The following is a 26,504-nucleotide window of genomic DNA, read 5'->3' as shown; positions in this document are numbered from 1 at the left end:
TCAAATTATTTTAATTAGAAATTTTGTCAATTAGAAAATTAGATAATTGGTGTGTGGCTTCTCCCGAAGTTTCAGCACGCTCAGCCTGACAAACTTAACACATTACAAAAATTTTAATCATAATCCAATTACATCTGTAGAGACGCACCGCAGTGCGTCTTATGCGCAGAAACAACGCAACAATATAACGCAAGAAACCCGACAGGTTTTAAAAACCTGTCGGGTTTAACCTATGATAAGAAACGATATACAAACAGTAAGCAGACGCACTGCAGTGCGTCTCTACAGAAAATTGGATCGCAACATTAAAAATTCACCATTAACAATTCACAATTCACAATTATCAAGACACTACTTTATAAGTTGGATCTTCAATCACATTCACTTTAATAACGGCATCCGCATTTTTAAGTAATTGCCTGCAGTCCGGACTCAAATGTTCCAATTCAATTACTTTATCTAATTGATTGTATTTTTTAGTCAGATTGTTTAAAGCTTCAATTGCAGACATATCGGAAACACGGCTTTCTTTAAAATCAATTATAACGTTTTTGGGGTCATTTTTTACATCAAACTTTTCCATAAAAGCAGTTATGGATCCGAAAAATAAGGGACCATAAATCTCATAATGTTTTACTCCATTTTCATCAATATAATGTCTCGCACGAATTCTTTTAGCACTTTCCCAAGCAAAAACTAGAGCCGAAATAATCACACCAATTAAAACCGCCAAGGCTAAGTTGTGCAATACAATCGTAATTACAGCAACCAAAATTCCGACAAAAATGTCGTGTCTCGGCATTTTGTTTATAATCCGGAAACTTGCCCATTCAAAAGTCGTAATCGCAACCATCATCATGACGCCGACTAAAGCTGCCATAGGCAATTTACCAATTACAGGCGCGCCAAAAAGTATAATCAGCAAAATAGTCAAAGCTGCAATAATTCCAGAAAGTCTTGCTCTAGAACCAGCACCAAGATTTACCAAAGTCTGTGCGATCATTGGGCAGCCGCCCATTCCGTACAAAAATCCGTTTAATATGTTTGAACTTCCCTGCGCAATACATTCGCGATTACTGTTTCCGCGAGTTCCAGTAATTTCGTCGACTAAATTCAGCGTAAGCAAACCTTCAGTCAAACCAACGGCCGCGACAATTACAGAATATGGAAATATCACTTTTAAAGTGTCAAAAGAAATCGGAATATTTGGGATATGAAACGGAGGAAATCCGCCTTGAACAGAAGCAATATCTTCTACCGTTTTGGTTTCGATATTAAATACAATTACCAACGCAAATACAATCATAATTGCTACCAGAGATGCGGGAACGGCTTTTGTAATTTTCGGAAAAATTAAAACAATAGCAACAGTAAGCGTGACCAAACCAACCATTATATACAATGGCGTTCCTTGAAGCCAAGAAACTTGACCATTTACAACGGTTTTAAACTGCTCCAGCTGCGACATGAAAATTACAACTGCCAATCCGTTTACGAAACCAAACATAACAGGCTGCGGAACGAGTCGTATAAATTTTCCGAGTTTAAAGAGTCCGATACAAATCTGCACAACTCCGCCAAGTGCGACGGCTGCAAAAACATATTCTATTCCGTGCGATTTCATTAAAGCGATCAAAACAATTACAGTTGCCCCTGCTCCACCAGAAATCATTCCGGGTCTTCCTCCAAAAATAGCTGTTATTAAACCCGCTATAAAGGCCGCATATAACCCAACCAAAGGCGGAAATCCTGCAAGAATAGCAAACGACAAAGATTCTGGAATCATGGTCATTGCCACTGTTAAACCAGCTAAAATTTCATTTTTATAATTGACTTCTTGGGTAAAATCGAAGAGTTGGAACGCTTTTTTCATGGCACAAAATTAGAAAAATAATATGCAAAAAAAGAACAAACCTTTTCGTGGTGAAAAAGCGGCAAGAAATTAATGCGATAAGCAGAACAGCTGTATTAGCGTAATTGTTCTAAGAGAAAAATTAAAATGTAAAGAATAAAACCTGTCATCTTGATAATTTATATTAAATTAAAATTATTAAGCAAAAATACTTACAAAAGAAACAAATATAGCTGCGTACTTACACCTGTTTTTCAATATAAATTAATCAAGTCTTACACAGGTATAACCTAGGCAATGCATATAATCCACTATATTATCGCACTCCAGATCTATACCTTCTACCCTTAAAATTTTATCGCAGTCTTCAAGATCAAAATTTATTTTATAATCTGGAAATTGAGTTTGAATAACGGCGATGACATAATTTTTATCAGATTCTTTCTGAACATTCGTTTTAAAAATTTCCACAACCATGGGTGACTCTTTTAATTCTTTAAACATATACATTCTTACTTTCTATTAAAAAGATTATAAGATACTCCGAATCTAAAATAACCCTGTGTATCTTCTTTTTGATCATAAACATAGCGATTGGTGCGTTCTCCCTTCTCGGTAATTCGAGCGCTGACAACATTATTAAAACCGCCTTTTACAAATGCAATCAGCTTTGGGGTAAAGCTGTATTCATAAGTAATGCCCGATTTTAATTCTAATTGATTGAGTTCGTAAACTCCATGTAAATTTGAGGAGTTTAAATTTAGATAAAAAGTTTCAGTATTTAATTCCGTTCCTAAGGAAATTCTTCCATTTTCTAACAATTCTCTTCTAAATAATAATCGCTGTGGGAGAATAAAATCCATATCCCATTTTGAGTTTTTAAATTTATGATTCATCGAGAAAAGCGGCGTTAGCGGTACAATAGAAGACGGATCCAGCAATACCAAAACTCCAGCAGTAATTGTCGTAGAAGGAGTTCTCGTAAGCACCAAAACTGACGATGCAAATCCTTTTATACGCTGTAAATTCTCTTCATTTCCATCAACTGATGCCGTAGCACTGTAAATAACAGGTTTATTAAAAAGAGATGCCATATAAGTTGCCGTCACAGCACCTGCCCAGTAATGAATATCTTCATTTTCTCTTCTATAAGTTTGGGTTGTGGCATAACTATAAATGTCTCCAAACTGATAACTTTCATATTTATAACGAAGCGAAGTCGTCAAAACAAAACGCTTTGATTTTGAAGCATAAAATGGCAGATTAAAAGCTGCTTTAAAACGACTGTGATTTTCAACTCTTCCTCTTTCAAATTTATTCCCAAATAATTCAGAATCGTAATTAGAAGGTCCTAACTGTTCATATTGCAAATCAAAAGTTCTGGTTGTAGGGAATTTGTCTACTATTGCTTTTCCTAGTGCTTTTATACCTGGCTCTTTTTCCTGAGCAATAGCGTGCACGGAAATAAACACAACGAAAACTGAAATGATTTTAGACTTCATAATTGGTATAAATTGTTTTTGGAATAAATTATAAATTCGGCTCAAAAGTAATTTACAAGCTCATATTCTAATAGTAATTTTATACCAGTGGCGTATGATTTATACGAATGGCGTTTGTATAATTTCCCTCTTACAATTGGCTTAAAACTATACGATTATATTATTTTTGCCGTTATGACAATCGCTAAAATTTATCAGAACTTTTTTTTTCGAAATCTCTTTGTAAATACACTTGTTTATTTGGTTATTCTTGCTTGTGTTTACGACGAAATAAGACTCGACGGACACAGCTGGGCATATATTTTGAGCAAAATTGCCGTCGGATATTTCCCTTGCATTGTCTGGATAACATTTTTTAATGTTTTCATCATCAAACCTATTTTATTTAAAAAGAAAGTCAAACTCTTTTTCACACTTCTTGTTGGGTATTGGACTTGTTTTTACTTTTTTATGAATTGGTTTTTTCCTCTGGTGGGATTAGGAAATTTTAAGACACTTCAAATATTATCTTTAATAATCAACGGAACATTTTTTTATTTCATTCATGTCGTTATCACCAAAAAAATCATGGATGCCGATAAAGATATTATGAATTTCAAATCGGAACTTTCGTTTTTAAAACAGCAGTTAAATCCGCATTTTCTACTCAATGCGATGAATAATCTTTACGGCGAAGCCCTGGCCGAACCCGATAAAGTTCCAGATCGAATCCTAAATCTTTCGGATATGCTGCGTTATCAGATCGAAGCTTCTAAAAAAGATTTTGTTTTGGTGGAAGAAGAAATTGCTTTCGTAAAAAAATATATTGAATATTACACCTTTAGAAACGAACGTTTGAATGTAACACAAAATCTAGAAGGTGCATTTGACGAAATCGAGATTCCGCCTTTATTTTTTTTACCATTGGTAGAAAATGCCGTGAAGTTTTCTGCCGAAACTGCAGAACCTTTTATTAATCTGGATTTAAAAGTAAAATGTCGAAATTTGTCTTTTACTTTAAAAAACAATTATCTTGATTCGGGTTCGCGTCTTTCGAGCACAGGAATCGGAATTGAAAACCTAAAAAGACGTTTAGAAGTTTACGGCTTAAAACACGATTTAAGCTGTAAAAAAGAAAAAAACATGTTTGTAGTAAAATTAAGTATATGGCATTTACCTACCGCTGTCTCATAATCGATGACGAATCGCCGGCGCACAAAGCGCTGATTTCGCACATCTCGAAATTTGACGAACTGGAACATTCCGGAAGCGCTTTTAATGGTATGGAAGCCATAAAACTACTTAACGAAAATCAATATGACATTATTTTTCTAGACATTAATATGCCTGTAATTTCAGGTGTAGAATTAATGGAATTGCAGCCCAACCGACCGCTTACAATTGTCACAACAGCTTATTCTGATTTTGCGCTTTCGGCTTACCAAAACGATGCAATTGATTATTTAATGAAACCCATTTCGTTAGAAAAATTTTCAAAAGCCATAGAAAAAGCCAAAACTTATTATTCTGGAAATACTCTTAAAAAAGAAACAAATAGTAACGAAAAAGTACTTTCGTACCGTTCTAATGGGCAATTACTAGAAACTCCGCTCGCTGATATTTTATATATAGAAAGTCTGGGCAATTACATGAAACTGCACAACTGCAAACTAAAATCGCCAATTATTATTTACGGTTCGCTTGCAAGCATAAGTACAGAGATTGACTGTTCAAATTTCCTTCAAGTACATCGTTCTTATATCGTCAATACTGCTAAAATTACCGCTGTTACTTTTAAAAATCTCACTATGTCTAATGGCGAAATTATTCCTGTGGGAAGGAGGTATCAAATTTTGCTAGATAATATTTCAATTAGATAATTTGTCAATTTTGATAATTAGACAACTTTTGGAAAAGTTGAACTTCATGCTTTAATTTTAAACCCATTTTGGATTTACTTCTTTTTCCTTAGATACTCAATCGCCCCAGTAGACCATAAAGCCAGAAAAATCAAAACAGGCTGAAAAAACAATCGTATCAAACGCGCTTGATCTGTGTTCATGCCCAGCGCATCAATTCTATTTAAATATTGGGCAATATTGCCCGGAAAAACCATTACATAAAATACGGCAAGGAAAATTCCCATGTGAACTTTATATTTTGTCAAAAAAATGAGAGCAAGCCCAAGTATTAGTTCTACAATTCCAGAAAGAATCACTACTAAATCTTTATCCATAGGAACCCAGTTAGGAACCTGCGCCTGAAAATCTATTCTTTGAAAAGTAAGATGCCCAAAAGCAGCGGTTATCATAAAAAGTCCCAGCAAAATTCTAAAGAAATTTTGTGTTTTAGTTGTGTGTATATTTTCCATAGTAAAGATCAATAATTAAAATTTGAAAGAATTATCTATCAAATTTAAGATATTAAACGACAAACTCCATTTCATGCAATTTATCTTTTCATTACATAATATCTATGTCCTAAACCTAGTGAAACATATTAAAAACCTTTTGCATAACCGATGTTTTAGACATTATAAAGCAATTCAGCATTCGTTGTTTATTCTTTTCTTTAAAAAAAACATTTTATCTGAATAACTTTTCTTACTTAATTGGTTAAATTCGCATGCTACAAAACCACTAAGAATATTTTATAACCAATGAGCATATTCAATTTATTTAAACGATCAGATATAGAATGCCCGAGGTGTCTCGGCAAAGGATTTGTTGAATGGGAAGACATTGTTCGTTTAAATAGACAATTAAAATGGGTTCCTGCACCCTGCGCTTATTGCAATGCAGTTGGAAGGGTGCCTAAAGAAATGCTGTCTAAAGTTACTGTAGACTGCATGTATCTCACTATAGATCTACCAGAATCTGTAATCGAAAAAATAAAAGAAGGTGATCAAGAAACAATAGAGAAAGGAAAACAACGCGAACTTTTTGTTGATCATCTTATACAATTTGCAGAACACCACTATTTAACACAAAATATGGACGCAGAAAGCATCGCCAATTTGTATTTAAACACAGAAGAAGAATCTGCTCTTTTTTCTGTAAATAAAGACGAATTAATCAAGTACATTCAAGGCGTAATCGAATTAAAAAAATCCGGACAAAATTAAACCAATTTGATTCATAAAAAACAAACAATCAAAACCTTAGCATCCTAGCAACTTAGCACTTAAAAAAAACACGTATAAATACCTATAGTCACAATTTTATTATGTACTAATATTGCTAAGAATAATTTTTTAGTTAGAATATAAGTTTTCTTCGAGAAGGCTTTTTAAATTTTTTGTCACTTTTTTTTTGGAACACAAAGTGGGATTTCAAATCGCTGGTAACGATTAGAAATCCCACTTTTTTTGTTTTGATAGTAGCCGCAAAGCACAAGATGTTTTTTCCTTTCAAACCTTTGTGCCTTTGTACCTCTGCCATTTTGCCCCCTTTCTTCTCTTTGCCCCTCAAAAAAAAGAAGTATTTTTGCGTTTAATAAACGCCACGAAATTAAAGCCCAGAATCAAATGACACGAGAACATTATATTCCGTTTAATAAAGAATTTTTACTCGAGCAGCAGATTGCAGCTTTCGCGGAAGATCAACAAAAGGCTGCAGATTTTAAAAAGTTTTTTGATATTATAGAGCATTATTATCATTACGAATCTTTTAATCTTAACCGAAACTTAAAGCAGCATTACGCGCTTTACGATCCAGATTTGAGCGAAAAAGAACGTGAAGGTTTTATTGGTAAAAGTGATTTTGGAGTTTTTAAAAAAACCTTACTTAAAGTTTTAGAACGTGGTAATTATTACAGAATTAACGAAGATATTCTAAAAGAAGCCTTTCAAGAATCTGATTTAATTGGTTTAAATCTGGCAATAGATTTTAATGCTTTCAAAGATTACGAACTATACGCACGTGGCCATCATAAGGCAAAAGAAAAAGTCAAGAAATATTTTTTCTGGAAAAAAGAAGTGGAAATCGAATATTACGATCGTGTTCTTATCTACCTCAATTACAGCGACGCAGATTATCTAACGGCAAAAAAAGTCAAATTAGGAAAGATGCCCATTGATCCAGGTTCAATTGCCTTGAAAATATTTAAACGCGTTCCTAAAAACGATCTTGAAACGATATTTCCGAATGCAATTCCGAAAATGTCATTGAAAGACAAAATGCTGCTTTGGGTTCCTGGAGTTTTTGGTGGAATTTCGCTTTTAAGTGCCAAAGTAATTCCTGCGCTTATCAATATGTACGATGCATATCAAACTGGTGAAACCATTGATTTATTGAACAGTAAAACTTCCTTAAATCAAGGATTAATTGCTTTGGGAATTTTAGCTGCTTATTGTTTTCGTCAATACAATAACTTCATAAACAAGAAAATCAGATATTCTAAAACACTTTCGGATAGTTTGTATTTTAAGAATGTCGGAAACAACAGCGGTGCTTTCTATTCACTACTAAATTCATCAGAAGAAGAAGCCTTAAAAGAAACAATCTTGGCATACGCATTTCTAAATAGAAGTCAAACCCCATCAACAGCCGAAGAGCTAGATTCACAAATTGAATCTTGGTTTTCTTCTCATTTAAAAACCGAGTTGGATTTTGATGTAAACGATGCATTACTAAAATTAAAAAGTATTGGAATAGGAATAGAAACTAACGGGAAATGGCAGGTGATTCCTCTAAACGAAGCACTAATCAAAATCGATGAGTTGTGGGATAGTGTTTTTGAATATAATCAGAAATAAGTTTAAAAAAATGAATAACTTAAAGTCATTTTCTATTTTTACAATAACCTTATTTATTTTGGCTTTTATTATGATTAAAAGCACGCAACAATTTAGGTATATTGACAAATTAAGATGGCTTTATCATGTTGGCTGGATTTCATGTTATATCTTCCATCTCATTTCTTTAATCTTATCTTTTCTCTTTTTAATTTTTGTTTTAAAAAAAGATTTTAACTTAAAAGTACAATATAAATTCATCTGGATTGCTTTAGGATTGTGCCCAAGTCTATTTTGGGCAATTTCAATTCTACTACTTTTAAACCATTTATAATTCGTTATATTCCCAAAAAAAATAAAAAATGTACACTTACAAATGCTCCTGCTGCGGAGAAATTTACGACGAAATTCCCTTATGTTTTGGCAACGAATATCCTGCTTACTATTTTTCTATTCCGACCGAAGAAAGAGAACAGCGCATAGAATATGGCGGCAGCTGGTGTTATGTAGATGAAGAACATTTTTTCCATCGAGGAAGATTGACTATACCGATAATTGATTATCATGAAGATTTCGTTTTTAATGTCTGGACCACAATAAGCGAAGAAAATTTTTGCCTGCGAATGGATTTATGGGAAGATCCAGATAGAATTAATCAAGAACCTTATTTTGGCTGGATGCAAACCGATGTGCCTACTTATGGCAAAACAATTTCACTGAAATCAATTGCCATTGAACAAGAATTAGGATTAATTCCAGAAATTAAAATGATCGAAGAAAACCATCCTCTAACCATTGATCAGGAAAATGGAATAACCTTTGAAAAAGCCATTTCAATCGTCGATGAAATTATGAAAATACAGCACGGTAAAAGCTAAAAGAAATTTTATTAGATTTACGCATCTAACCTTAAAACCAAAAAAATGAGAACATTAGAGCAGTGGTTTGCCGAATATGCCGTAAGCCACCAAAACCCAACAAACAAAGCGATACACTATATTTGTGTTCCTGCTATTTTCTTTTCTATTGTAGGTTTATTAATGAGTATTCCGAGTGGAATTATCGCTGATACCTTAAAATTAAATTTGCCAATTATTGAAAATTGGGCATTTGTAGTTTTACTTTTCGTTCTTATTTTTTACATCAGATTATCAGTTACAATGGCGATTAAAATTGCTATTTTTTCTGCAATTTGTTTGGTTATTAATTATTACATCGGGCAAATTGTTCCGCTGTGGGCATTCTCAATTGGCGTTTTTGTTATTGCCTGGATCGGACAATTCTACGGACACAATATTGAAGGCAAAAAACCCTCTTTCTTAAAAGATCTTCAGTTTCTATTGATTGGTCCGGCTTGGGTGGTAGAAAACTTGTTTTCTAGAAAGTAATTTATATGATTACTAAAAAATAAGTATTCTCTTATTTTAAAAATATTATTTATATTTTTGATTTACCAAAAACTAATCTTATGATACAATTAATCTGGGGAATCTTAAACATTGCGATTATACTTTATTTTATTGTTATCTGTTTTAGAGCAACTAAACTGATCCGCGATAATATAGGTACATTTGGTGCCGTAGTATTTTCTTTTGTTTTATTATCTTTCATTACAAATCCAAAAAAAGATAAAGACACTGTAAATCAAAGTTTAAGATTTGAGCCTACAGAACAAAAAAATAAAGAGCTAGATAAACCATCTCTCAACACCTATTTGTCAACAATAATAATTGACGAAGATTTAATCTCAAAAATTAATATCACTATAAAATATGATACAGAAAAAGTAATTTCAGCTACTACATACAAAACAGGATATACTATTGGTACAACTTGGAAACCCTCTTATATTGAAATTAAAAAAATAGGCAAAAAAGATCAATGTGAATATATCGTTTCTGGTGTTAACGAATGGCAACTCGTTGGTTTTGTCTTATACTCACAACCTAAAGATTACAAAGGAATCGCCGAATTAAAAAAAGAACAGTACTAGACAAGTAAAATCGCTTCGAGTTTATTCAACAAAATACCAACAGATATATATAAAAGGACAAGAAAGATTTTTTTTACCCTTTTTTTATACCAAAAAAATAGTTTACATATTTCTATAGGGCGCGGTCAATACAATTCTAAATCCAAATTTGGAGTAAAAAAATCTCTTAACATTAAAACTATAAACTATGGAAAATAAAAAACCAATTACATTTATTTTTTGGGTTATCACTATCATTTTAGGTGTAACCTTATACAAGCAATTTGACTTTGAAACCTTTAAATTTGAGAAACCTGCACTAGCAGTTTTGTATATAATTGTTTTTGTGTTTTCTGTTATTGTTTTAATTAAAAACTTTAAAAAGCGTTCTGAAAAATAAAAAAAGCGCAAACTCTTAAAGATATGCGCTTTTTTTGTGACCCCGGAGGGGTTCGAACCCCCAACCCTCAGAGCCGAAATCTGATATTCTATCCAGTTGAACTACGAGGTCAGTTTATTTATGATTTCAGATTATAGATTTTAGATTACTGATTGGAATCTAAAATCTACATTCTAAAAATCTAAAATTAATTATGACAATAATTTTTTCACAATTGTAGAAATAGTTTTTCCTTCAGCAGTTCCGCCTAATTGTGCAGAAGCTAATCCCATAACTTTTCCCATTGATGCAATTCCAGAAGCACCTGTTTCTGCAATAATTTTAGCAATAACAGCTTCTACTTCTTCTTCGCTTAATTGAGCTGGTAAAAACTTCTCGATTACTGCAACCTGAGCCAATTCTGGTTCAGCTAAATCAGGACGATTTTGTTCTGTAAAGATTCTTGCGCTTTCTTTACGTGTTTTTACCAATTTTTGAAGTAATTTAATTTCTTCATCTTCTGATAATTCTTCTTTTGATCCAGAAGAAGTTGCTGCTAGTAACAATTCAGATTTAATAGCTCTCAATGCTTCTAATGCAACAGTATCTTTTGCTTTCATGGCCGTTTTGATCTCGTCCATGATCTTTGCTTGTAAACTCATATTTTTTTTATTTGAATAAGCAGTGCTTATAAATTGATATTTATATTGAAAGTTTGTTCTCGACTTCGCTCGAACTGACAATAGAATTAACTTTAAAAATCAACTTAAGAAGTCAAATTTTTAAATTCTGTGCGAAGATAAAAAAAATAACCCGAAAATTAAATCCAATTTTCGGGTCATCCTAATATTATGATTCTAAAATTAATCTACGTTGTCGTGCAAAAATGAATTGTTTGAACGCAATTGTAAATCATTGTTACTGTCTGTTCCAACAGAGATTCTAGAATTTGTATTATTTGACTGTGAATTCGATAAATCAATTCCTAGTCTTTTGTAAGCTGGTTCTTTTTCCAGCTCATCAATTCTAGAAACATTATTATGGAATTTATAGTTAAACTCTTTTAGTTTCTTTCTTCTTTCTTCTGCTCTTAAACGAAGTGTTTCTTCAATTGTTAATTCCATTGGAGAAACTTCAGAAGTAGTTGTAAAATCAGCTTGGCTAGCAAAATCAGTTCTTGGTTTCAAAGTAATATTTAATTCCTCTGGAACAACATCTTCAACCACTTTTTCAATTGGTTTAGAAGTCAACAAGTCGTTTTCAACTTCCATATATTCTTCTAGAGAATATTTGATGATTCCGTTATCAGAAACTTCTGTTACCGGCACAAACTGTACAGGATCATTTACTTTTATCTCGCGTGTTTCATTTGTCAATTCAAACAAAACTTTATTATCTTCAATAACTGGTTCCCTTTTTACAGGCTCTGATTTAAACAAAGGTAGATCAAAAGAAAAAGTAGTCTGCTCTTCTCTTTCAAAAACTCTTTGTTGCTGCACAGGCTGTTGTTGTACTTGTTGTACAACTGGAGTTTCTGGTGCAGAAATTGTAAAATCGATATCTGTAATTGGCGAAACAATTTCGAAAGTCACATCCAAATTTTTAATAAATTCAGACATTACCACTAACTCTTCCTGATTGATTGCTGGAGCAACAGCTTGTGGAGTTGGCGTAAATGTTTCGTCATCATCCATTAAATCAAAAACAACTTTATCTTCAGTTTTTGCTGTAGGTGTATCAACTGTTAAGTCGAAAGAAGTAAGTGGTCTACTAGTTAAATTATGAACACTTCTCTGCTCATCTTCTAACGTATGAATGATTTTTTTAGGTTCTGTATTAACAATTTCATTTTGTTGTTCTACATCAAAACCTGTAGCAATAATAGTTACAGCAATAGCTTCACCAAGAGTTTCGTCTTCACCAACTCCCATGATAATATTTGCATTGTAACCAGCCTCAGCTTGGATGTGATCGTTGATTTCTCCGATTTCATCAAGAGTAATCTCATTAGTTCCAGAAACGATAAGCAACAATACGTTTTTGGCACCTGTAATTTTATTGTCGTTTAACAAAGGAGAATCCAAAGCCGAAACAATAGCGTCTTTTGCTCTGTTTTCACCTGTTGCCACAGAAGATCCCATGATAGCTGTTCCACTGTTAGCCAAAACAGTTTTTGCATCACGTAAATCGATATTTTGAGTATAGTGGTGCGTAATTACTTCGGCAATACCTCTAGAGGCAGTTGCCAAAACTTCATCCGCTTTAGAGAATCCAGCTTTAAAACCAAGATTTCCGTATACTTCTCTTAATTTGTTGTTGTTGATTACAATTAATGAATCGACTTGCTTGCGTAGTTTTTCGATTCCAATAATTGCTTGCTCCTGACGTACTTTCCCTTCAAATTGAAACGGAATGGTCACGATACCAACTGTTAGTATTTCTCTTTCTTTTGCTAATTGAGCGATTACCGGAGCAGCACCTGTTCCTGTTCCTCCACCCATACCAGCAGTAATAAATACCATCTTAGTATTTCTATCTAACATTTTTTCAATATCAGAAATACTTTCGATAGCAGACTGCTGTCCAACATCTGGGTTTGCTCCTGCTCCTAATCCTTCAGTTAAATTAACTCCTAATTGAATTTTATTTGGTACTGAACTATTTTGCAGCGCTTGTGAATCGGTATTACAAACGATAAAATCTACGCCTTTAATACCTTGCTTGAACATGTGGTTGATTGCGTTACTTCCGCCTCCGCCTACACCTATTACTTTGATTACATTTGATTGATTTTTTGGTAAATCAAATGAAATACTTCCAAATTCTGAGTTGCTCATCATCTTTTTGGTTTTTGAAATTCTTATTTAGTACATTTTTTACTTCTTGACTTGGGGCAAAAAGTAATTTCCTTCTCTTGTTATTCTAATTATTCTGCGTTGTCTAAAAATTCTTTGATTTTATCAACGTATCGATCAAAAAATGATCTTCTTATTTTATTTTCAGTAGACTCGTCTTTAGCTGCTTTATGACTCACAACTTCTCTTGTCTCTTCAATAGCTTCTACTCTCTCAACGTAGTTTTCTTCTACTTCGTATCGCTGTACTGGAGTTGGTGCATTTCTGTAAACCACTTTTGGCTGTTCATTAACCAGTTCCATTCTAACAGCACTTTGAGAACTGTTTTCAATACTGTTCATTACTAATCCAACCGCTGTTGCGAATAATGGACTAGAGATTTCTTCTCCAGAATTCCCTGCTAAATGCTCATTTGGATAACCAATTCTAGTATCCATTCCTGTAATGTATTCTACCAATTGTTTGATGTGCTTTAATTGCGCACCACCACCTGTTAATACAATACCAGCAATTAGTTTTTTACGAGGATCCTCGTGACCGTATGCTTTTATTTCTGCAAAAACCTGTTCTACAATTTCCACAACTCTTGCGTGAATAATTTTAGATAAGTTTTTTAATGAAATTTCTTTTGGTTCTCTTCCTCTTAAACCAGGAATCGAAACGATCTCATTATCTTTATTTTCTCCCGGCCATGCTGATCCGAATTTGATCTTTAAAAGTTCTGCTTGTTTTTCGATAATCGAACAGCCTTCTTTAATATCATCTGTAATTACATTTCCACCGAAAGGAATCACCGCTGTATGACGAATGATACCATCTTTGAAAATAGCCAAATCTGTTGTTCCGCCACCAATATCGATAAGCGCAACACCAGCTTCTTTTTCTTCTTGACTTAAAACCGCATCGGCAGAAGCTAATGGCTCTAGTGTTAAACCAGATAATTCAATTCCTGAACTCTGAATACATCTTCCAACATTTCTAATTGAAGAAGCCTGTCCAACTACAACGTGAAAACTAGATTCTAATCTTCCGCCGTACATTCCGATTGGCTCTTTAATTTCAGACTGCCCGTCGATTTTAAATTCCTGCGGTAAAACATGAATAATTTCTTCTCCTGGTAACATCGCCAGTTTATTTACCTGATCGATTAGGAGCTGAATATCATTTTCACCAATAACCTCTTCTGGATTATTTCTGCTGATGTAATCAGTATGCTGTATACTTCTGATGTGCTGCCCGGCGATCCCTACAACAACATCTTTTATTTTGTAACCTGAATTATTTTCTGCTTCGATTATCGCTTGTTGAATCGATTGAATCGTCTGCGTAATGTTGTTTACTACTCCTCTGGCAACACCCAAACTTTTGGATTTACCAATGCCCAAAATCTCCAACTTACCATATTCATTTTTCTTGCCAATCATGGCAACGATTTTGGTTGTTCCAATATCTAGACCTACTGCAATGTTATCTTTTTCCATTTTCTATTATTTAGTGCAAACTACTTGTTCCGTAAACCTAAGGTCAATTTTACTGTATTTATATAACGAACTATCTAAAACTGCTTTTTGAAAAAAGGCTTTATAGTTTCTAAATTTCTTATCAACATTCATTGTTCTGCCGAAATCTATGAAGTAATCATAGTTACGATTAAACATTTTTAGGCTTCCATTCGGCATAATCTCTATTGCAATGATGTTTTTTTTCAAAAACGCATCGTCATAAATTGTGCGAAATAAAGCTGCTAAATCTTCGTTATTTTTTTTATTAATTGCCCCTGAAACAAGCGGAACTCTTGCAGTAAAATTGTCAGACAAAGGCATTTTATTACCCTCGTAATCAATATAAAAAGAAGCGTCGCCGTCATAAACTCTTGCTATGGGCGTCTTCTGTTTTACTACTGCTTTTAGAACTCCATCGATACTTACAAAAACATTTGACTTCTCAATCATCTCTTGTGTATCGAGGGTTTTCTCTATCTTATTCAAATCTACTTCATCTTTTCTAATACTTGAAGCGTCTCTTTTATTTTCTATCAACAATTTATTAACCGTTTCAGGCTTCACAAAAAGCGTATTTTCTCCTACAAAAACGACCATCGATTTTTTCAATTTTCGATCGCCATTTCGATGTTGTGCGAATGAAAATAAAAAAACTACAAGACCTAAAATAAGTACTAATCGAATATTTGTCCAATTAAATATTTTCATTTAGCATTTTTTTAATTGACGGAACCATTTCTCCTATATCACCAGCTCCAATTGTCACAATTATTGGTGCATCGCTGGCTTTGATTTCACGCAATAAATCGTTTTTTGCAACAATTTTTTTGTTCGAATTTGTCATTTTACCCAAAAGCCATTCAGATGTTACTCCTTCCATCGGAAGTTCTCTAGCTGGGTAAATATCCATTAAAAACACTTCATCAAATTTTGATAAGCTTTCGGCAAATCCATCAGCAAAATCTTTTGTTCTGCTAAATAAATGAGGCTGAAAAATGGCCAGCACTTTACGACCTGGATACAATTCCCTAACTGCCTGATGAACAGCATTTATTTCTGTCGGATGATGTGCATAATCATCAATATATACTAATTTTTCACTCTTAATTTGATACGAAAAACGTCTTCTGATTCCGTTGAATGAAGCAATGGCTTTTGCAATAGACTCGGTCGGGGTGCCAAAAGTGTTAGCCATCGCAATAGCCATCAATCCATTCATTAAATTGTGTTTGCCGGGCAGCCCAAAACGAAGGTCCTTCATAATTTCTGACGGTGTCTGCACATCAAAAACATAAGCGCCATCTTCTATTCGAATATTAAAAGCCTTATATACAGCATCTTCATTTATAGCACATTGAACGCCCTCAAGAGGTAATTCTTTTGTTATGAAGAGATTGTTTTTATCTTCTACTTTTGCCGCAAATTCTCTAAAAGAATCCTCAATTGCCTCACTAGTTCCATAAATATCCAAATGATCTGCATCCATAGACGTTACACACGCGATATCCGGACGTAAATGCAAAAATGATCTGTCAAATTCATCGGCTTCAACAACAGTTACTGTTTTTCCACTTCCAATTAGGTTTGAATTATAATTTTCAACAATTCCTCCAATAAAAGCTGTAACATCAGCTCCGCTTTGAAATAAAATATGCCCCAGAATACTAGATGTTGTTGTTTTTCCGTGTGTTCCAGCAACTGCAAAACAAAATGTATCTTTACTTATAATTCCAAGAACTTCTGCACGTTTTTTAACCTCATAATGTCTTTCTATAAAATAATTCCACTCAGAATGTGTTTTTGGAACCGCCGGTGTAAAAATAACCAGTGTATTCTCTACATAATAATCGGTTGGAATTAAACTAATATTATCTTCAAAATGAATATCAATACCACTTTCAATCAATTCACTTGTCAGCATAGAAGGGGTTTTATCATAACCTGAAACTTGTTTTCCAATATATTTGAAATAACGAGCCAAGGCACTCATTCCGATTCCTCCGATACCAATAAAATAAACGTTTTGTATTTGATTTAAATTCATCTTAATTTCTTCTTTAAGTATTAAGTTTCAGGCGCTAAACCATAAACTTTATGCTTTATAATTGTGTTAAGCTTTCATCTTGGTTTTTCCTAAAAAACTAAAAACTAAGCCATTATGTTTTTATACTTATAAGAATCGAAAGTCCCCTAAAATAGCGTTCTTCCTTTCTCTTGATGTTGTATAATTTTCTTGAAAATTTATATTATAACAACTTTTTGATTTCTTCTACAATTACTTTTGTAGCATTTGGCATAGCCAATTTTTTAATATTGTCACTCAATTGTTTCTGTTTACCTTCATCTTTCAACAGCGCTTCAAAAACAATGCTAAACTGGCTTTCCAACTCAGATTCTTTCAATAAAATTGCACCTTTTGCATCTACAATAGCCTGCGCATTTTTAGTCTGGTGATCCTCAGCTACATTTGGAGATGGAATAAAAATTACAGGTTTTCCAACAATACATAATTCTGATACTGACGAAGCTCCTGCTCGTGAAATTATTACATCTGATGCTGCATATACAAAATCCATTCTTTCGATAAAATCAACCACTTTTACATTTGGCTGATTGTATTTTTTATAATCTTCAAAATATAGTTTTCCACATTGCCAGATTACCTGAACATCTTGCGAAAGAAAATTTTGCAATTCTTTTTCAATTAACTGATTGATTCTTCTCGCTCCTAAACTTCCCCCTAAAACCAACAAAGTTTTTTTATTTGGATCTAAACCATAAAACGAAATTGCTTCATCACGTTTACTGTCGATATCAATTAAATCCTGACGTACTGGATTCCCAGTTAAAACAATTTTTTCTTTCGGAAAAAAACGTTCCAAATTTTGATAAGCGACGCAAATTTTATTTGCTTTTTTACTCAATAATTTATTGGTAATTCCTGGAAATGAATTCTGCTCTTGAACCACTGTCGGAATTCCTGCCGAACCTGCCGCTTGAAGTAAAGGTCCGCTGGCAAAACCACCCGTTCCTATTACTACATTTGGTTTGAATTTTTTAATAATTCTTCTTGATTCCAATAAACTGCTTGCTAGTTTAAGAGGAAACATCATATTTTGTAAAGTCAATTTTCGTTGTAAACCAGCTATCCAAAGACCTTTTATTTCGTAACCTGCCTGAGGCACTTTCTGCATTTCCATTTTATCTCTGGCACCAACAAAAAGAAATTCTGCATCAGGAAATTGTAATTTTAATTCATTTGCAATCGCAATCGCAGGATAAATATGTCCTCCTGTTCCTCCTCCGCTAAGTATGAATTTATACTTTGTCATCATTTAAAAAATTACAACGTTTTTAAAACTATTCTTTATTTTATTTGTTTAAAACCGCATTCATCGGATTCCTTGAATTATCTTCTATAGAATACATTTGTTCTTCTTCATATATTTCTTGAGGAACTACATCTTCTTCTGCCAATTCTTTATCAATCAATCGCTGTAATGCTTCTTTTCTTTTTTCTTTTTCCTTTTTTTCTTCGGCAATTTCTTCCTCTTTTTTCGTAACACTGATTATTATTCCCAGCGAGAAACAAGTCATCCAGATCGAACTTCCTCCACTACTTATCAATGGTAGTGTCTGTCCAGTTACGGGTAGCAGTTCAACCGCTACCGCCATATTAATCATCGCTTGGAATATCATCGGAAATCCAAGTCCGACGACGACTAATTTTCCAAATAGCGTATTGGCTTTATGAGAAGCAATCACAAATCTGAACAATAACAATAAATACAGCACTAATATCGAAACGCCTCCAACTAAACCATATTCTTCTACTACAATCGCGTAAATAAAATCGGAAGATGATTGTGGAAGAAAGTTCTTTTGAACACTTTTTCCAGGTCCTAATCCGCCTAATCTACCTGAAGCAATCGCAATTTTTGCTTTTTCTATCTGATAATCATCTTCATCGGGTTTATCGGTTGTAAAGTTCATAATACGACTTTCCCATGTTGAAACCCTGCTGAAAAACCTAGAGTCCGGAAAAGCTTTGGCTACCAAAAGGAAAAATGCCAGCATTGCAATTCCTGAACCTATAATAAAACCTATATATTTTAATGGATATTTACCAATGAACGTCAGCATCATAACCATCGAAAAAATCAACGCTGTGGTCGAAAAGTTGGCTGGTAATATAAGTGCCAAAGTGATAAATACCGGAATCCAGAGCTGAATAAATGAGGTTTGAAACGGCTCATTTTCTTCTTTCTTTTTTGACAAATAACGCGCAACATAAATAAACAATACGCTTGCCGCTAGAGTCGAAGTCTGAAATGTGATTCCAATAAACGGAACCTGAATCCATCGACTTGCATTTGCGCCCGCAATTACGGTTCCTTTTAATAATGTGTACAATAATAGAATCCAAACTACTGGAAGCGCTATTTTAGAAATCGCTCTAAAATAATGATACGGCACTTTGTGAACCCAGTATATAATTAGAAAACCTATACAAACGTGAGCCAAATGTTTTACCAAATAACCCAATGTATTACCGGTTCCATGACCAATATAAGCCAGATTACTACTCGCACTAAAAACAGGCATAAACGAAAATAACGCCAATAAGGCCACAAATGACCATATTACCCTATCTCCTTTTAGTTTGTTTACTAATTGCTTCATTGTTTTTAGTTTCAGGTTTCTTTTGTTTCAGGTTTCAAGTTCCTCATAACATGAAACTTGAAACTTGAAACTTTTATTCTACAAGTTGTGTACCGCTTGCTTAAATTGTTTTCCTCTGTCTTCGTAGTTTTCGAATAGATCGAAACTTGCGCAGGCTGGAGACAACAAAACTGCATCGCCTTTTTCTGTTAATCTTTGAGCCGTTTTTACTGCATCGTTCATATTGTTCACTTCAACCATAATATCAACAACGTTTCCAAAAGCATCTATAATTTTACGGTTGTCTACTCCTAAACAAATAATCGCTTTTACTTTTTCACGTACTAATGACATTAATTCATTATAATCATTTCCTTTGTCAACACCACCCACAATCCACACGGTTGGAACATTCATACTATCTAAAGCAAAGAATGTAGCATTTACATTGGTCGCTTTTGAGTCATTGATATATTGAACGTTTTGTATTTTTAATACTTTTTCTAAACGGTGCTCAACACCTTGAAAATTAGATAAACTTTCACGAATAGTTGCATTTCTAATCTGCATCAATTTCGCCACAGAGCTTGCTGCCATTGCATTTTTCATATTATGTTTTCCTTCTAACGCAATGTATTCTGTTTCCATTGTAAACTCTTCTTGGTTGATCTTTATTTCCATTTTGTTGTTATTTATAGAAGCCCCTTCATCGAATGTTTTCGTTAATGAAAAAGGAATTAATTTTGCTTTTGTTTTGTTACTCTTTAACCATTCTGTACTTGCCTCATCGTCTGCATCGTAAATGAGATAGTCGCTTTCGGTCTGGTTCATCGTTATCCGGAATTTCGAATTAATATAATTTTGATATTTATATTCGTATCGATCTAAATGGTCTGGACTAATATTGGTTATTATGGCAATATCTGGTCTGTAATCTATTATTCCGTCTAACTGAAAACTGCTTAATTCAAGAACGTATGCATCAAATTTATTTTCGGCTACCTGCCAAGCAAAGCTCTTTCCGATATTACCGCCTAAACCGACATTTAATCCTGCCGATTTCAGCAAATGATAAGTCAGCATTGTTGTTGTTGTCTTACCGTTACTTCCAGTAATTCCTATTGTCATTGCTTCTGTAAAAGGTGCTGCAAATTCAATTTCAGAAATCACCTTAATCCCTGCTGCAACCAGCTTTTTTACTATTGGTGATTTCTCTGGAATTCCTGGGCTTTTCATTACGACATCGGCATTCAAAATCAAATCTTCTGTATGCTGTTCTTCTTCCCAAGCAATTTTATTAATGATAAGAACTTCTTTGTAACTCTCTTTTATCTTTCCAAAATCTGACACGAAAACATCGTATCCTTGTTTTTTCCCGAGGATTGCGGTTCCAACTCCACTTTCTCCTCCTCCTAACACTACTAATCTCATAGTTTTTTTAATTAAAAATTCAGAATTAAAAATTAAAAATCAGTTGTGACTTTCAATGAATTCCTATTTTCCTTTTAGGGTTAGTATAATTTTCGCTAATATTCTGCAAATTTCATTAGCCTCACCAAAGATGCTGTCAAATTCATTTACAGAGATATAATCTGTTGCTTTTAATAATTTCAACCAATAAATTGTTTCTCTAGCTTCTTTATATGAAATTTCAAGCTTGAATAAAAACTCCTTATTAGAACGTCCTCCAATCGATTCTTCGATGTTTGCTCCAATTGAAGTTCCACATCTTAAAAGTTGTTTACTTAAAATAAACTCCTTTTTTGTATTAGTTAGATATTTATATAAATTGATTATTCTAACCGCAAAAAGAAATGATTTCTCTTGAACAATATTCTCTTTCATCTACAAGAACGTGCAACTTTTAATTTTTAATTCTAAATTTTTAATTTAAAATTTATCTCAGTTTTAATGTAATAATTGACAATATGGCTAACATCACTGCAACAATCCAGAAACGGGTCACTATTTTACTTTCATGATATCCTTTTTTCTGATAATGATGATGAAGCGGCGACATCAAGAAAATTCTTCGACCTTCACCAAACCTCTTTTTTGTATATTTAAAATAAGATACTTGAATAATTACTGAAGCACTTTCTGCTAAGAAAATACCACAGAACAAAACAATTAATATTTCTTTACGAACTGCAATTGCTAAAACAGCGATAATTCCTCCAATTGTTAAACTTCCTGTATCACCCATAAAGACAGATGCCGGATATGAATTGTACCAAAGAAAACCAATCAGCGCTCCAACAAATGCCGAAATAAAGACAGTCATTTCTCCCGAATTGGGGATATACATAATATTTAGATAATTCGAGAAAATAATATTTCCAGAAACAAACGTGAATATACCGAGCGCGAGGACAGAAATGGCCGACGTTCCTGCAGCGAGTCCATCGATTCCATCTGTTAAATTAGCTCCGTTTGAAACCGCTGTGATGATAAAAATTACAACTGGAATAAATATTAACCAAGCCCATTTTTCATATCCATCTCCCATAAACGACAAGATTTCAGCATAGTCAAATTCATTGTTTTTCACAAATGGAATTGTTGTTGCTGTTGATTTCTCTTCTACAGGTGCAGGTAATACAACAGTTGTATTTGCAGTGCTTGTTTTAAAAACATCCGTACGTCCTGTATCTGTTCTTACTGTAACAGCAGGGTTAAAATAAAGAACAGCTCCAACGATAATCCCTAAACCTACTTGTCCAATAACTTTAAAAATACCTTTAAGCCCTTGTTTATCTTTTTTGAATATTTTGATATAATCGTCTACAAAACCAATTGTTCCCATCCATAAAGTAGTTACAATAAGTAATACGATATAAATATTATGCAGTCTTGCAAACAACAAAACTGGAACTAATGTGGCAAAAATGATAATCAATCCGCCCATTGTTGGTGTACCAGCTTTTTCATTTTGACCTGCAAGACCTAGTTCACGAACAGTTTCTCCAACTTGCTGGCGTCGAAGAAAATTAATTACCCTTTTACCATAAATTGTTGATAAAAGCAATGAAAGCATAAATGCCAAAGCCGATCTAAATGTGATGTACTGAAATACTCCTGTTCCAGGTAAATCTAATGTCTTGTCAAAATATTCAAATAAATAGTATAGCATATATCTTTTATTTTAAATTCCAATTTTGAATTAAAATTCCAATTTTTATCCCGAAACTTCGAGACCAATTCCAATGCTGCATTGGATTTTGGAATTTGGAATTTTGATTTTGTTATTTGTTCAATTGTTCTAAAATTTCCTTTACTGTTTCCATATCATCAAAATGATGACGAACACCATTTATTTCCTGATACGTTTCATGTCCTTTACCGGCAATCAGAATAATATCTTTTGGCTGAGCCAATTGACAAGCGGTTTTAATAGCTTGTTTTCTATCTGTAATTCGCAGCATTTTTTTATAGTTCTGTGGCTCAACTCCCTGCTCCATTTCATCCAAAATGACTTCTGGATCTTCATTTCTTGGATTATCAGAAGTCAGAATAGCTTTATCACTCAAATCTGAAGCAATTTTCGCCATAATAGGACGTTTCGTTTTATCTCTATTTCCGCCACAACCCACAACAGTGATTAACTGTTCATTTTTGGTACGAATATCATTTATCGTCTTCAAAACATTTTCTAAAGCGTCTGGCGTATGTGCGTAATCTACAACAGCCGTAATTCCTCCGTCTGATACAATATACTGAAAACGACCCGAAACACTTTCTAAATCAGACAGTAAGCGCAACGCTTCAAGACTATCAATTCCAAGCTCTACAGCTGTTCCATAAATAGCTAAAACATTGTATGCATTAAAAGTTCCAATTAGCTTTACCCAAACCTCATTATCATTAACTTTTAATAATAATCCTGATAATTGGCTTTCTAAAATCTGAGCTCTGTAATCGGCATACGATTTTAAAGCGTAAGTCAATTTTTTGGCAGCTGTATTTTGCAGCATTACAGTTCCGTTTTTATCATCTATGTTAGATAAAACGAAAGCTGATTTTGGAAGTGAATCAAAAAACGACTTTTTAACATCTCTGTATTCTGCAAAAGTTGGATGATAATCTAAATGATCGTGTGATAGATTCGTAAATATTCCACCTACAAAATGTAATGCTTCAGTACGTTTTTGATGAATTCCATGCGAACTCACTTCCATAAAACAATGTGTAACTCCAGCTTCGACCATTTCATTTAAATAATGATTAATTGTTAGCGAATCTGGTGTTGTATGCGTTGCTGGATATTCTTTTTCATCAACCATGATTTTTACAGTTGATAATAAACCAACTTTAAAACCTGCTTTTTGAAACAGTTGAAATAATAATGATGCAATTGTTGTTTTTCCGTTTGTTCCAGTTACACCAACTAATTTTAGTTTTGCAGATGGATCTTCAAAATAATTAGCGGCCATAAAAGCCAAAGCTGTATTGGTATCTTTTACCTGAATGTACGTAACATCTTTGGTAATATTTTCTGGAAGCGTATCGCAAATGATTGCTTTTGCTCCTAATTGAATTGCTTTTTCAATATAATCATGTCCATTTGAAAGTGAACCACGAATTGCCACGAAAACATCATTTGCTTCGACTTTACGTGAATCAAATTCAATTTTCTGAATAGCAGTTTCTGTTGAACCTTTTACAGATTCAATAGCTACTTTATATAATATGTCTTTTAATATTTTCACGATAATTCTAATACAATTGTTGTGTTTTTGCTAATATTGGTTCCCGCTTGAATCGATTGATTCTTTACTTTCCCCATTCCATTTACTTTTACTTTTAAACCTAAATTCTCCAGTAAAGCAATTGCATCCATTCCCGGCATTCCTTTTAAGTTCGGAATCTGATTAACCTTTTTATTGGCTTCTGCGATATATTTATCATAACTAGCATCCTGTTTTGGAATTCTAGTATCTAATTTTTTAATCTTATTTGTTGAAGGCGCATCTGTAAATATTTTTTGAGCGATTCTTTTAAAGACTGGCCCTGCAACATCTGCTCCGTAATAGTTATTCTTAGCCGTATTTGGCTTATGAACCACTACAATACAAGAATATTTAGGATGATCTGCTGGAAAATAACCCACAAAAGAAGAAGCATAATACAATGCTGATTTTCCTTCTTTTCCTCCATAATTCATTTGAGCTGTTCCCGTTTTTCCTGCCATCGAAAAATCTTTCGAATACAATTTAGAACCTGTTCCTTTCTTCACCACATTAAGCAGTACTGCTTTCACTTTCTTTAATGTTTCTAGCGAACAAACTTTTGGATTTATAACTTCAACATCAAATTTCTTGATAGTTTTATTCCACTCTTTAATTTCAGACACAAATTGCGGTTTTACCATCACACCATCATTTGCAACTGAATTGTATAATGCCAAAGTCTGCATTGGTGTAACTGAAACTCCATATCCAAATGCCATCCAAGGAAGCGAAACTCCTGACCAATGTTTGTCTCCTGGCTGTGGTATATATGGTCTTCCTTCTCCTTTAAAATGCAATCCCAGCGTCTTATTTAAGCCATAACTATTGACATGATTTACAAACTTAGATGGGTTATTTTTGTAATTTTCATAAACCGCTTGAACCATTACAGTATTTGATGAAAGTTCAAATCCACGTGCTAATGAAACCTTTCCATAACCTCCGTTGTGCGAGTCACGAACTGATCTTCCATAATATTTAACTACACCGTTATGGCTGTCATAAACTGTACTTGTATCAGCTACTTTATCATCCAAAATTGCCATTAAATCAACCAACTTGAAAGTTGATCCCGGTTCATGAGATTCGGCAATTGCGTAATTTGTTGTTTCGTAATACGATCCGTCCTCTGCTCTTCCTAAATTTGAAATTGCTTTCACATGGCCTGTTTGTGTTTCCATAACTACAACACAGCCGTGATCTGCTTCATAATCTTGCAATTGTTTCAGCAAAGCATGATGCGCGATATCCTGAATAAAAACGTCTATAGTCGAAATAACATCATAACCATCAATTGGATCTACTTCATTCAAATCACGAATTGGTTTCCACTGCCCTTTTGCAATTTTTTGTTTTAGAATTTTACCGTCTTTCCCGTTCAAATAACTCTTAAAAGCCCACTCAATTCCTTTTCCAACTTCTACACCAGTTGCAGGATCAACCCGATCGTAACCAATTGTTCTTTCTGCAATTTTTCCAATTGGATGTTTTCTAACGGTTTCTTGTTCAACTATAATCCCACCTTTAAAAGCGCCTAAATTAAATAATGGAAAACCTTTAATTTTCACATATTCGGTATAACTTAAATTTCGGGCAATCAAATAATAACGGTTTTTATTTTCGCGCGCTTTTCTTAATTCTTTTTCGTAATAACCTGATGGTCTGTCTAAAACAGTTTCTAAAGAATCTGCTAATTGCTTTACATACTTCTCAAAAGTTTCTTTTTTTGGCGCTTTTGCATCAAAACGAATTTCATAGTTCGGAATTGAGGTTGCCAATAAACTTCCATCAGCAGAATAAATATTTCCTTTGTTTGCCGGAATTACAAAATTTCTAACTGTACGCTGTTTAGCCAGTTTTCTATAATAATCTCCTTCAACCCACTGAATATTGGTTAACTTAACAACAATAGCAATTGCCATCAAAAAGATGAAAACTGCTACGAGGTAAATTCTGTAGGATATATGTTTATCTTCTACTGCCATATTCTTTTAAAGAAATTTTTTTCTTCTTCTTTTGTAACTTCTATTTTAACTGGAGGAACTGTAGAAGGAAAAATTTGTTTTTCCTTCATTTTATCAGAAATCGTTGACTCCATTTTTAATTTCATTAATTCTGAACGTCGATCTACAAATTCAGACCTCAATTCTTTTACTTCGTTGCTTAATTTCGCAATTTCAAAAACCTTTTGCTCGTATCGCTGTGTATTTGCAATCATCAAAATGGCCAGCAGAATTATAAAAACAATAAAACGCCAATTTTTTACCGCATCATCATGTATCAGAAATCTTGCTTTTAATATGCTAAACACGCCGCTTTTCATTTTTTCCTACCTT

At 33.6% G+C, this 26,504-nt stretch carries 25 protein-coding genes and 1 tRNA gene; 8 read left to right on the top strand and 18 right to left on the bottom strand.

Annotated features, from left to right (window positions below; all coding sequences use genetic code 11):
• Positions 1-343: 343 nt before the first annotated feature.
• The 3 genes from EDB96_RS04880 to EDB96_RS04870 all read right to left on the bottom strand — a co-directional run bounded on the left by EDB96_RS04880 (position 344) and on the right by EDB96_RS04870 (position 3,354).
• The gene (locus EDB96_RS04880) at positions 344-1,873 is read right to left on the bottom strand and encodes a SulP family inorganic anion transporter (RefSeq protein WP_134139475.1); all 1,530 of its coding nucleotides are present in this window, start codon (positions 1,871-1,873) and stop codon (positions 344-346) included.
• Between the two features lie 243 nt (positions 1,874-2,116).
• Positions 2,117-2,356, bottom strand: a complete 240-nt coding sequence (locus tag EDB96_RS04875) for a hypothetical protein (protein ID WP_241774361.1) — start codon at positions 2,354-2,356, stop codon at positions 2,117-2,119.
• A gap of 8 nt (positions 2,357-2,364) precedes the next feature.
• Positions 2,365-3,354 carry a hypothetical protein gene (locus EDB96_RS04870; RefSeq protein ID WP_134139474.1) on the bottom strand — a complete coding sequence of 330 codons (990 nt, stop codon included), beginning with the start codon at positions 3,352-3,354 and terminating at the stop codon, positions 2,365-2,367.
• Positions 3,355-3,441: 87 nt separating this feature from the next.
• On the opposite strand from EDB96_RS04870, the gene EDB96_RS04865 reads away from it, so the two are divergent.
• The gene (locus EDB96_RS04865; protein ID WP_243839308.1) at positions 3,442-4,527 is read left to right on the top strand and encodes a sensor histidine kinase; all 1,086 of its coding nucleotides are present in this window, start codon (positions 3,442-3,444) and stop codon (positions 4,525-4,527) included.
• The gene (locus EDB96_RS04860; RefSeq protein ID WP_134139472.1) at positions 4,500-5,213 is read left to right on the top strand and encodes a LytR/AlgR family response regulator transcription factor; all 714 of its coding nucleotides are present in this window, start codon (positions 4,500-4,502) and stop codon (positions 5,211-5,213) included. The genes EDB96_RS04865 and EDB96_RS04860 overlap by 28 nt, the downstream gene beginning before the upstream one ends.
• A gap of 74 nt (positions 5,214-5,287) precedes the next feature.
• Here EDB96_RS04860 and EDB96_RS04855 read toward each other — a convergent pair whose 3' ends face one another.
• Entirely contained in the window at positions 5,288-5,704 is a 417-nt protein-coding gene (locus EDB96_RS04855; RefSeq protein WP_134139471.1) for a hypothetical protein, read from the bottom strand.
• 288 nt (positions 5,705-5,992) lie between these two features.
• Between EDB96_RS04855 and EDB96_RS04850 the strand changes: the two genes are divergently transcribed.
• The 6 genes from EDB96_RS04850 to EDB96_RS04825 all read left to right on the top strand — a co-directional run bounded on the left by EDB96_RS04850 (position 5,993) and on the right by EDB96_RS04825 (position 10,440).
• Positions 5,993-6,457, top strand: a complete 465-nt coding sequence (locus EDB96_RS04850) for a hypothetical protein (protein WP_057117174.1) — start codon at positions 5,993-5,995, stop codon at positions 6,455-6,457.
• Between the two features lie 402 nt (positions 6,458-6,859).
• Positions 6,860-8,089: a TMEM143 family protein gene (locus EDB96_RS04845; RefSeq protein WP_134139470.1), complete on the top strand. Its 1,230-nt coding sequence runs from the start codon at positions 6,860-6,862 to the stop codon at positions 8,087-8,089.
• Positions 8,090-8,430: 341 nt separating this feature from the next.
• Complete coding sequence (locus tag EDB96_RS04840; RefSeq protein WP_134139468.1) at positions 8,431-8,946, top strand: DUF2199 domain-containing protein; 516 nt, start codon at positions 8,431-8,433, stop codon at positions 8,944-8,946.
• 45 nt (positions 8,947-8,991) lie between these two features.
• Positions 8,992-9,456, top strand: a complete 465-nt coding sequence (locus EDB96_RS04835) for a DUF962 domain-containing protein (RefSeq protein WP_134139467.1) — start codon at positions 8,992-8,994, stop codon at positions 9,454-9,456.
• A gap of 80 nt (positions 9,457-9,536) precedes the next feature.
• Positions 9,537-10,061, top strand: a complete 525-nt coding sequence (locus tag EDB96_RS04830; protein ID WP_134139466.1) for a hypothetical protein — start codon at positions 9,537-9,539, stop codon at positions 10,059-10,061.
• A gap of 187 nt (positions 10,062-10,248) precedes the next feature.
• The gene (locus EDB96_RS04825; RefSeq protein WP_134139464.1) at positions 10,249-10,440 is read left to right on the top strand and encodes a hypothetical protein; all 192 of its coding nucleotides are present in this window, start codon (positions 10,249-10,251) and stop codon (positions 10,438-10,440) included.
• Between the two features lie 37 nt (positions 10,441-10,477).
• Here the strand turns inward: EDB96_RS04825 and EDB96_RS04820 are convergent.
• From EDB96_RS04820 to EDB96_RS04755, 14 genes are all read right to left on the bottom strand, one after another.
• Positions 10,478-10,551, bottom strand: a tRNA-Arg gene (locus EDB96_RS04820).
• Positions 10,552-10,631: 80 nt separating this feature from the next.
• Complete coding sequence (locus tag EDB96_RS04815; protein WP_057117182.1) at positions 10,632-11,081, bottom strand: GatB/YqeY domain-containing protein; 450 nt, start codon at positions 11,079-11,081, stop codon at positions 10,632-10,634.
• Between the two features lie 201 nt (positions 11,082-11,282).
• The gene (gene ftsZ, locus EDB96_RS04810) at positions 11,283-13,259 is read right to left on the bottom strand and encodes a cell division protein FtsZ (RefSeq protein WP_134139463.1); all 1,977 of its coding nucleotides are present in this window, start codon (positions 13,257-13,259) and stop codon (positions 11,283-11,285) included.
• A gap of 86 nt (positions 13,260-13,345) precedes the next feature.
• Entirely contained in the window at positions 13,346-14,755 is a 1,410-nt protein-coding gene (ftsA, locus tag EDB96_RS04805) for a cell division protein FtsA (RefSeq protein ID WP_057117184.1), read from the bottom strand.
• A gap of 6 nt (positions 14,756-14,761) precedes the next feature.
• Positions 14,762-15,484, bottom strand: a complete 723-nt coding sequence (locus EDB96_RS04800; RefSeq protein WP_057117185.1) for a cell division protein FtsQ/DivIB — start codon at positions 15,482-15,484, stop codon at positions 14,762-14,764.
• Positions 15,471-16,820 carry a UDP-N-acetylmuramate--L-alanine ligase gene (gene murC, locus EDB96_RS04795; protein WP_134139462.1) on the bottom strand — a complete coding sequence of 450 codons (1,350 nt, stop codon included), beginning with the start codon at positions 16,818-16,820 and terminating at the stop codon, positions 15,471-15,473. The genes EDB96_RS04800 and murC overlap by 14 nt, the downstream gene beginning before the upstream one ends.
• Positions 16,821-17,022: 202 nt before the next feature.
• Positions 17,023-18,108 (bottom strand): undecaprenyldiphospho-muramoylpentapeptide beta-N-acetylglucosaminyltransferase, encoded by a 1,086-nt coding sequence (gene murG, locus EDB96_RS04790; RefSeq protein ID WP_134139460.1) that lies wholly within the window; start codon positions 18,106-18,108, stop codon positions 17,023-17,025.
• Between the two features lie 40 nt (positions 18,109-18,148).
• Complete coding sequence (locus EDB96_RS04785) at positions 18,149-19,459, bottom strand: FtsW/RodA/SpoVE family cell cycle protein (protein WP_134139458.1); 1,311 nt, start codon at positions 19,457-19,459, stop codon at positions 18,149-18,151.
• Between the two features lie 78 nt (positions 19,460-19,537).
• Positions 19,538-20,869, bottom strand: coding sequence for a UDP-N-acetylmuramoyl-L-alanine--D-glutamate ligase (murD, locus tag EDB96_RS04780; protein ID WP_134139456.1), 1,332 nt, complete (start codon positions 20,867-20,869; stop codon positions 19,538-19,540).
• A gap of 63 nt (positions 20,870-20,932) precedes the next feature.
• The gene (locus EDB96_RS04775; RefSeq protein WP_057117190.1) at positions 20,933-21,283 is read right to left on the bottom strand and encodes a four helix bundle protein; all 351 of its coding nucleotides are present in this window, start codon (positions 21,281-21,283) and stop codon (positions 20,933-20,935) included.
• Between the two features lie 52 nt (positions 21,284-21,335).
• The gene (mraY, locus tag EDB96_RS04770; protein ID WP_057117191.1) at positions 21,336-22,571 is read right to left on the bottom strand and encodes a phospho-N-acetylmuramoyl-pentapeptide-transferase; all 1,236 of its coding nucleotides are present in this window, start codon (positions 22,569-22,571) and stop codon (positions 21,336-21,338) included.
• A gap of 112 nt (positions 22,572-22,683) precedes the next feature.
• Positions 22,684-24,147 (bottom strand): UDP-N-acetylmuramoyl-L-alanyl-D-glutamate--2,6-diaminopimelate ligase, encoded by a 1,464-nt coding sequence (locus tag EDB96_RS04765; protein WP_134139455.1) that lies wholly within the window; start codon positions 24,145-24,147, stop codon positions 22,684-22,686.
• On the bottom strand, positions 24,144-26,153 hold the full coding sequence (locus EDB96_RS04760) for a penicillin-binding protein (protein ID WP_134139454.1): 2,010 nt from the start codon (positions 26,151-26,153) through the stop codon (positions 24,144-24,146). The genes EDB96_RS04765 and EDB96_RS04760 overlap by 4 nt, the downstream gene beginning before the upstream one ends.
• Entirely contained in the window at positions 26,144-26,491 is a 348-nt protein-coding gene (locus tag EDB96_RS04755) for an FtsL-like putative cell division protein (protein ID WP_134139452.1), read from the bottom strand. The genes EDB96_RS04760 and EDB96_RS04755 overlap by 10 nt, the downstream gene beginning before the upstream one ends.
• Between the last annotated feature and the right edge of the window lie 13 nt (positions 26,492-26,504).

It is taken from the genome of Flavobacterium sp. S87F.05.LMB.W.Kidney.N (assembly GCF_004366435.1).
Lineage (GTDB): Bacteria > Bacteroidota > Bacteroidia > Flavobacteriales > Flavobacteriaceae > Flavobacterium.
Note: the sequence above shows the minus strand (reverse complement) of the source record. Positions and strands in the feature narration are given on the sequence as shown.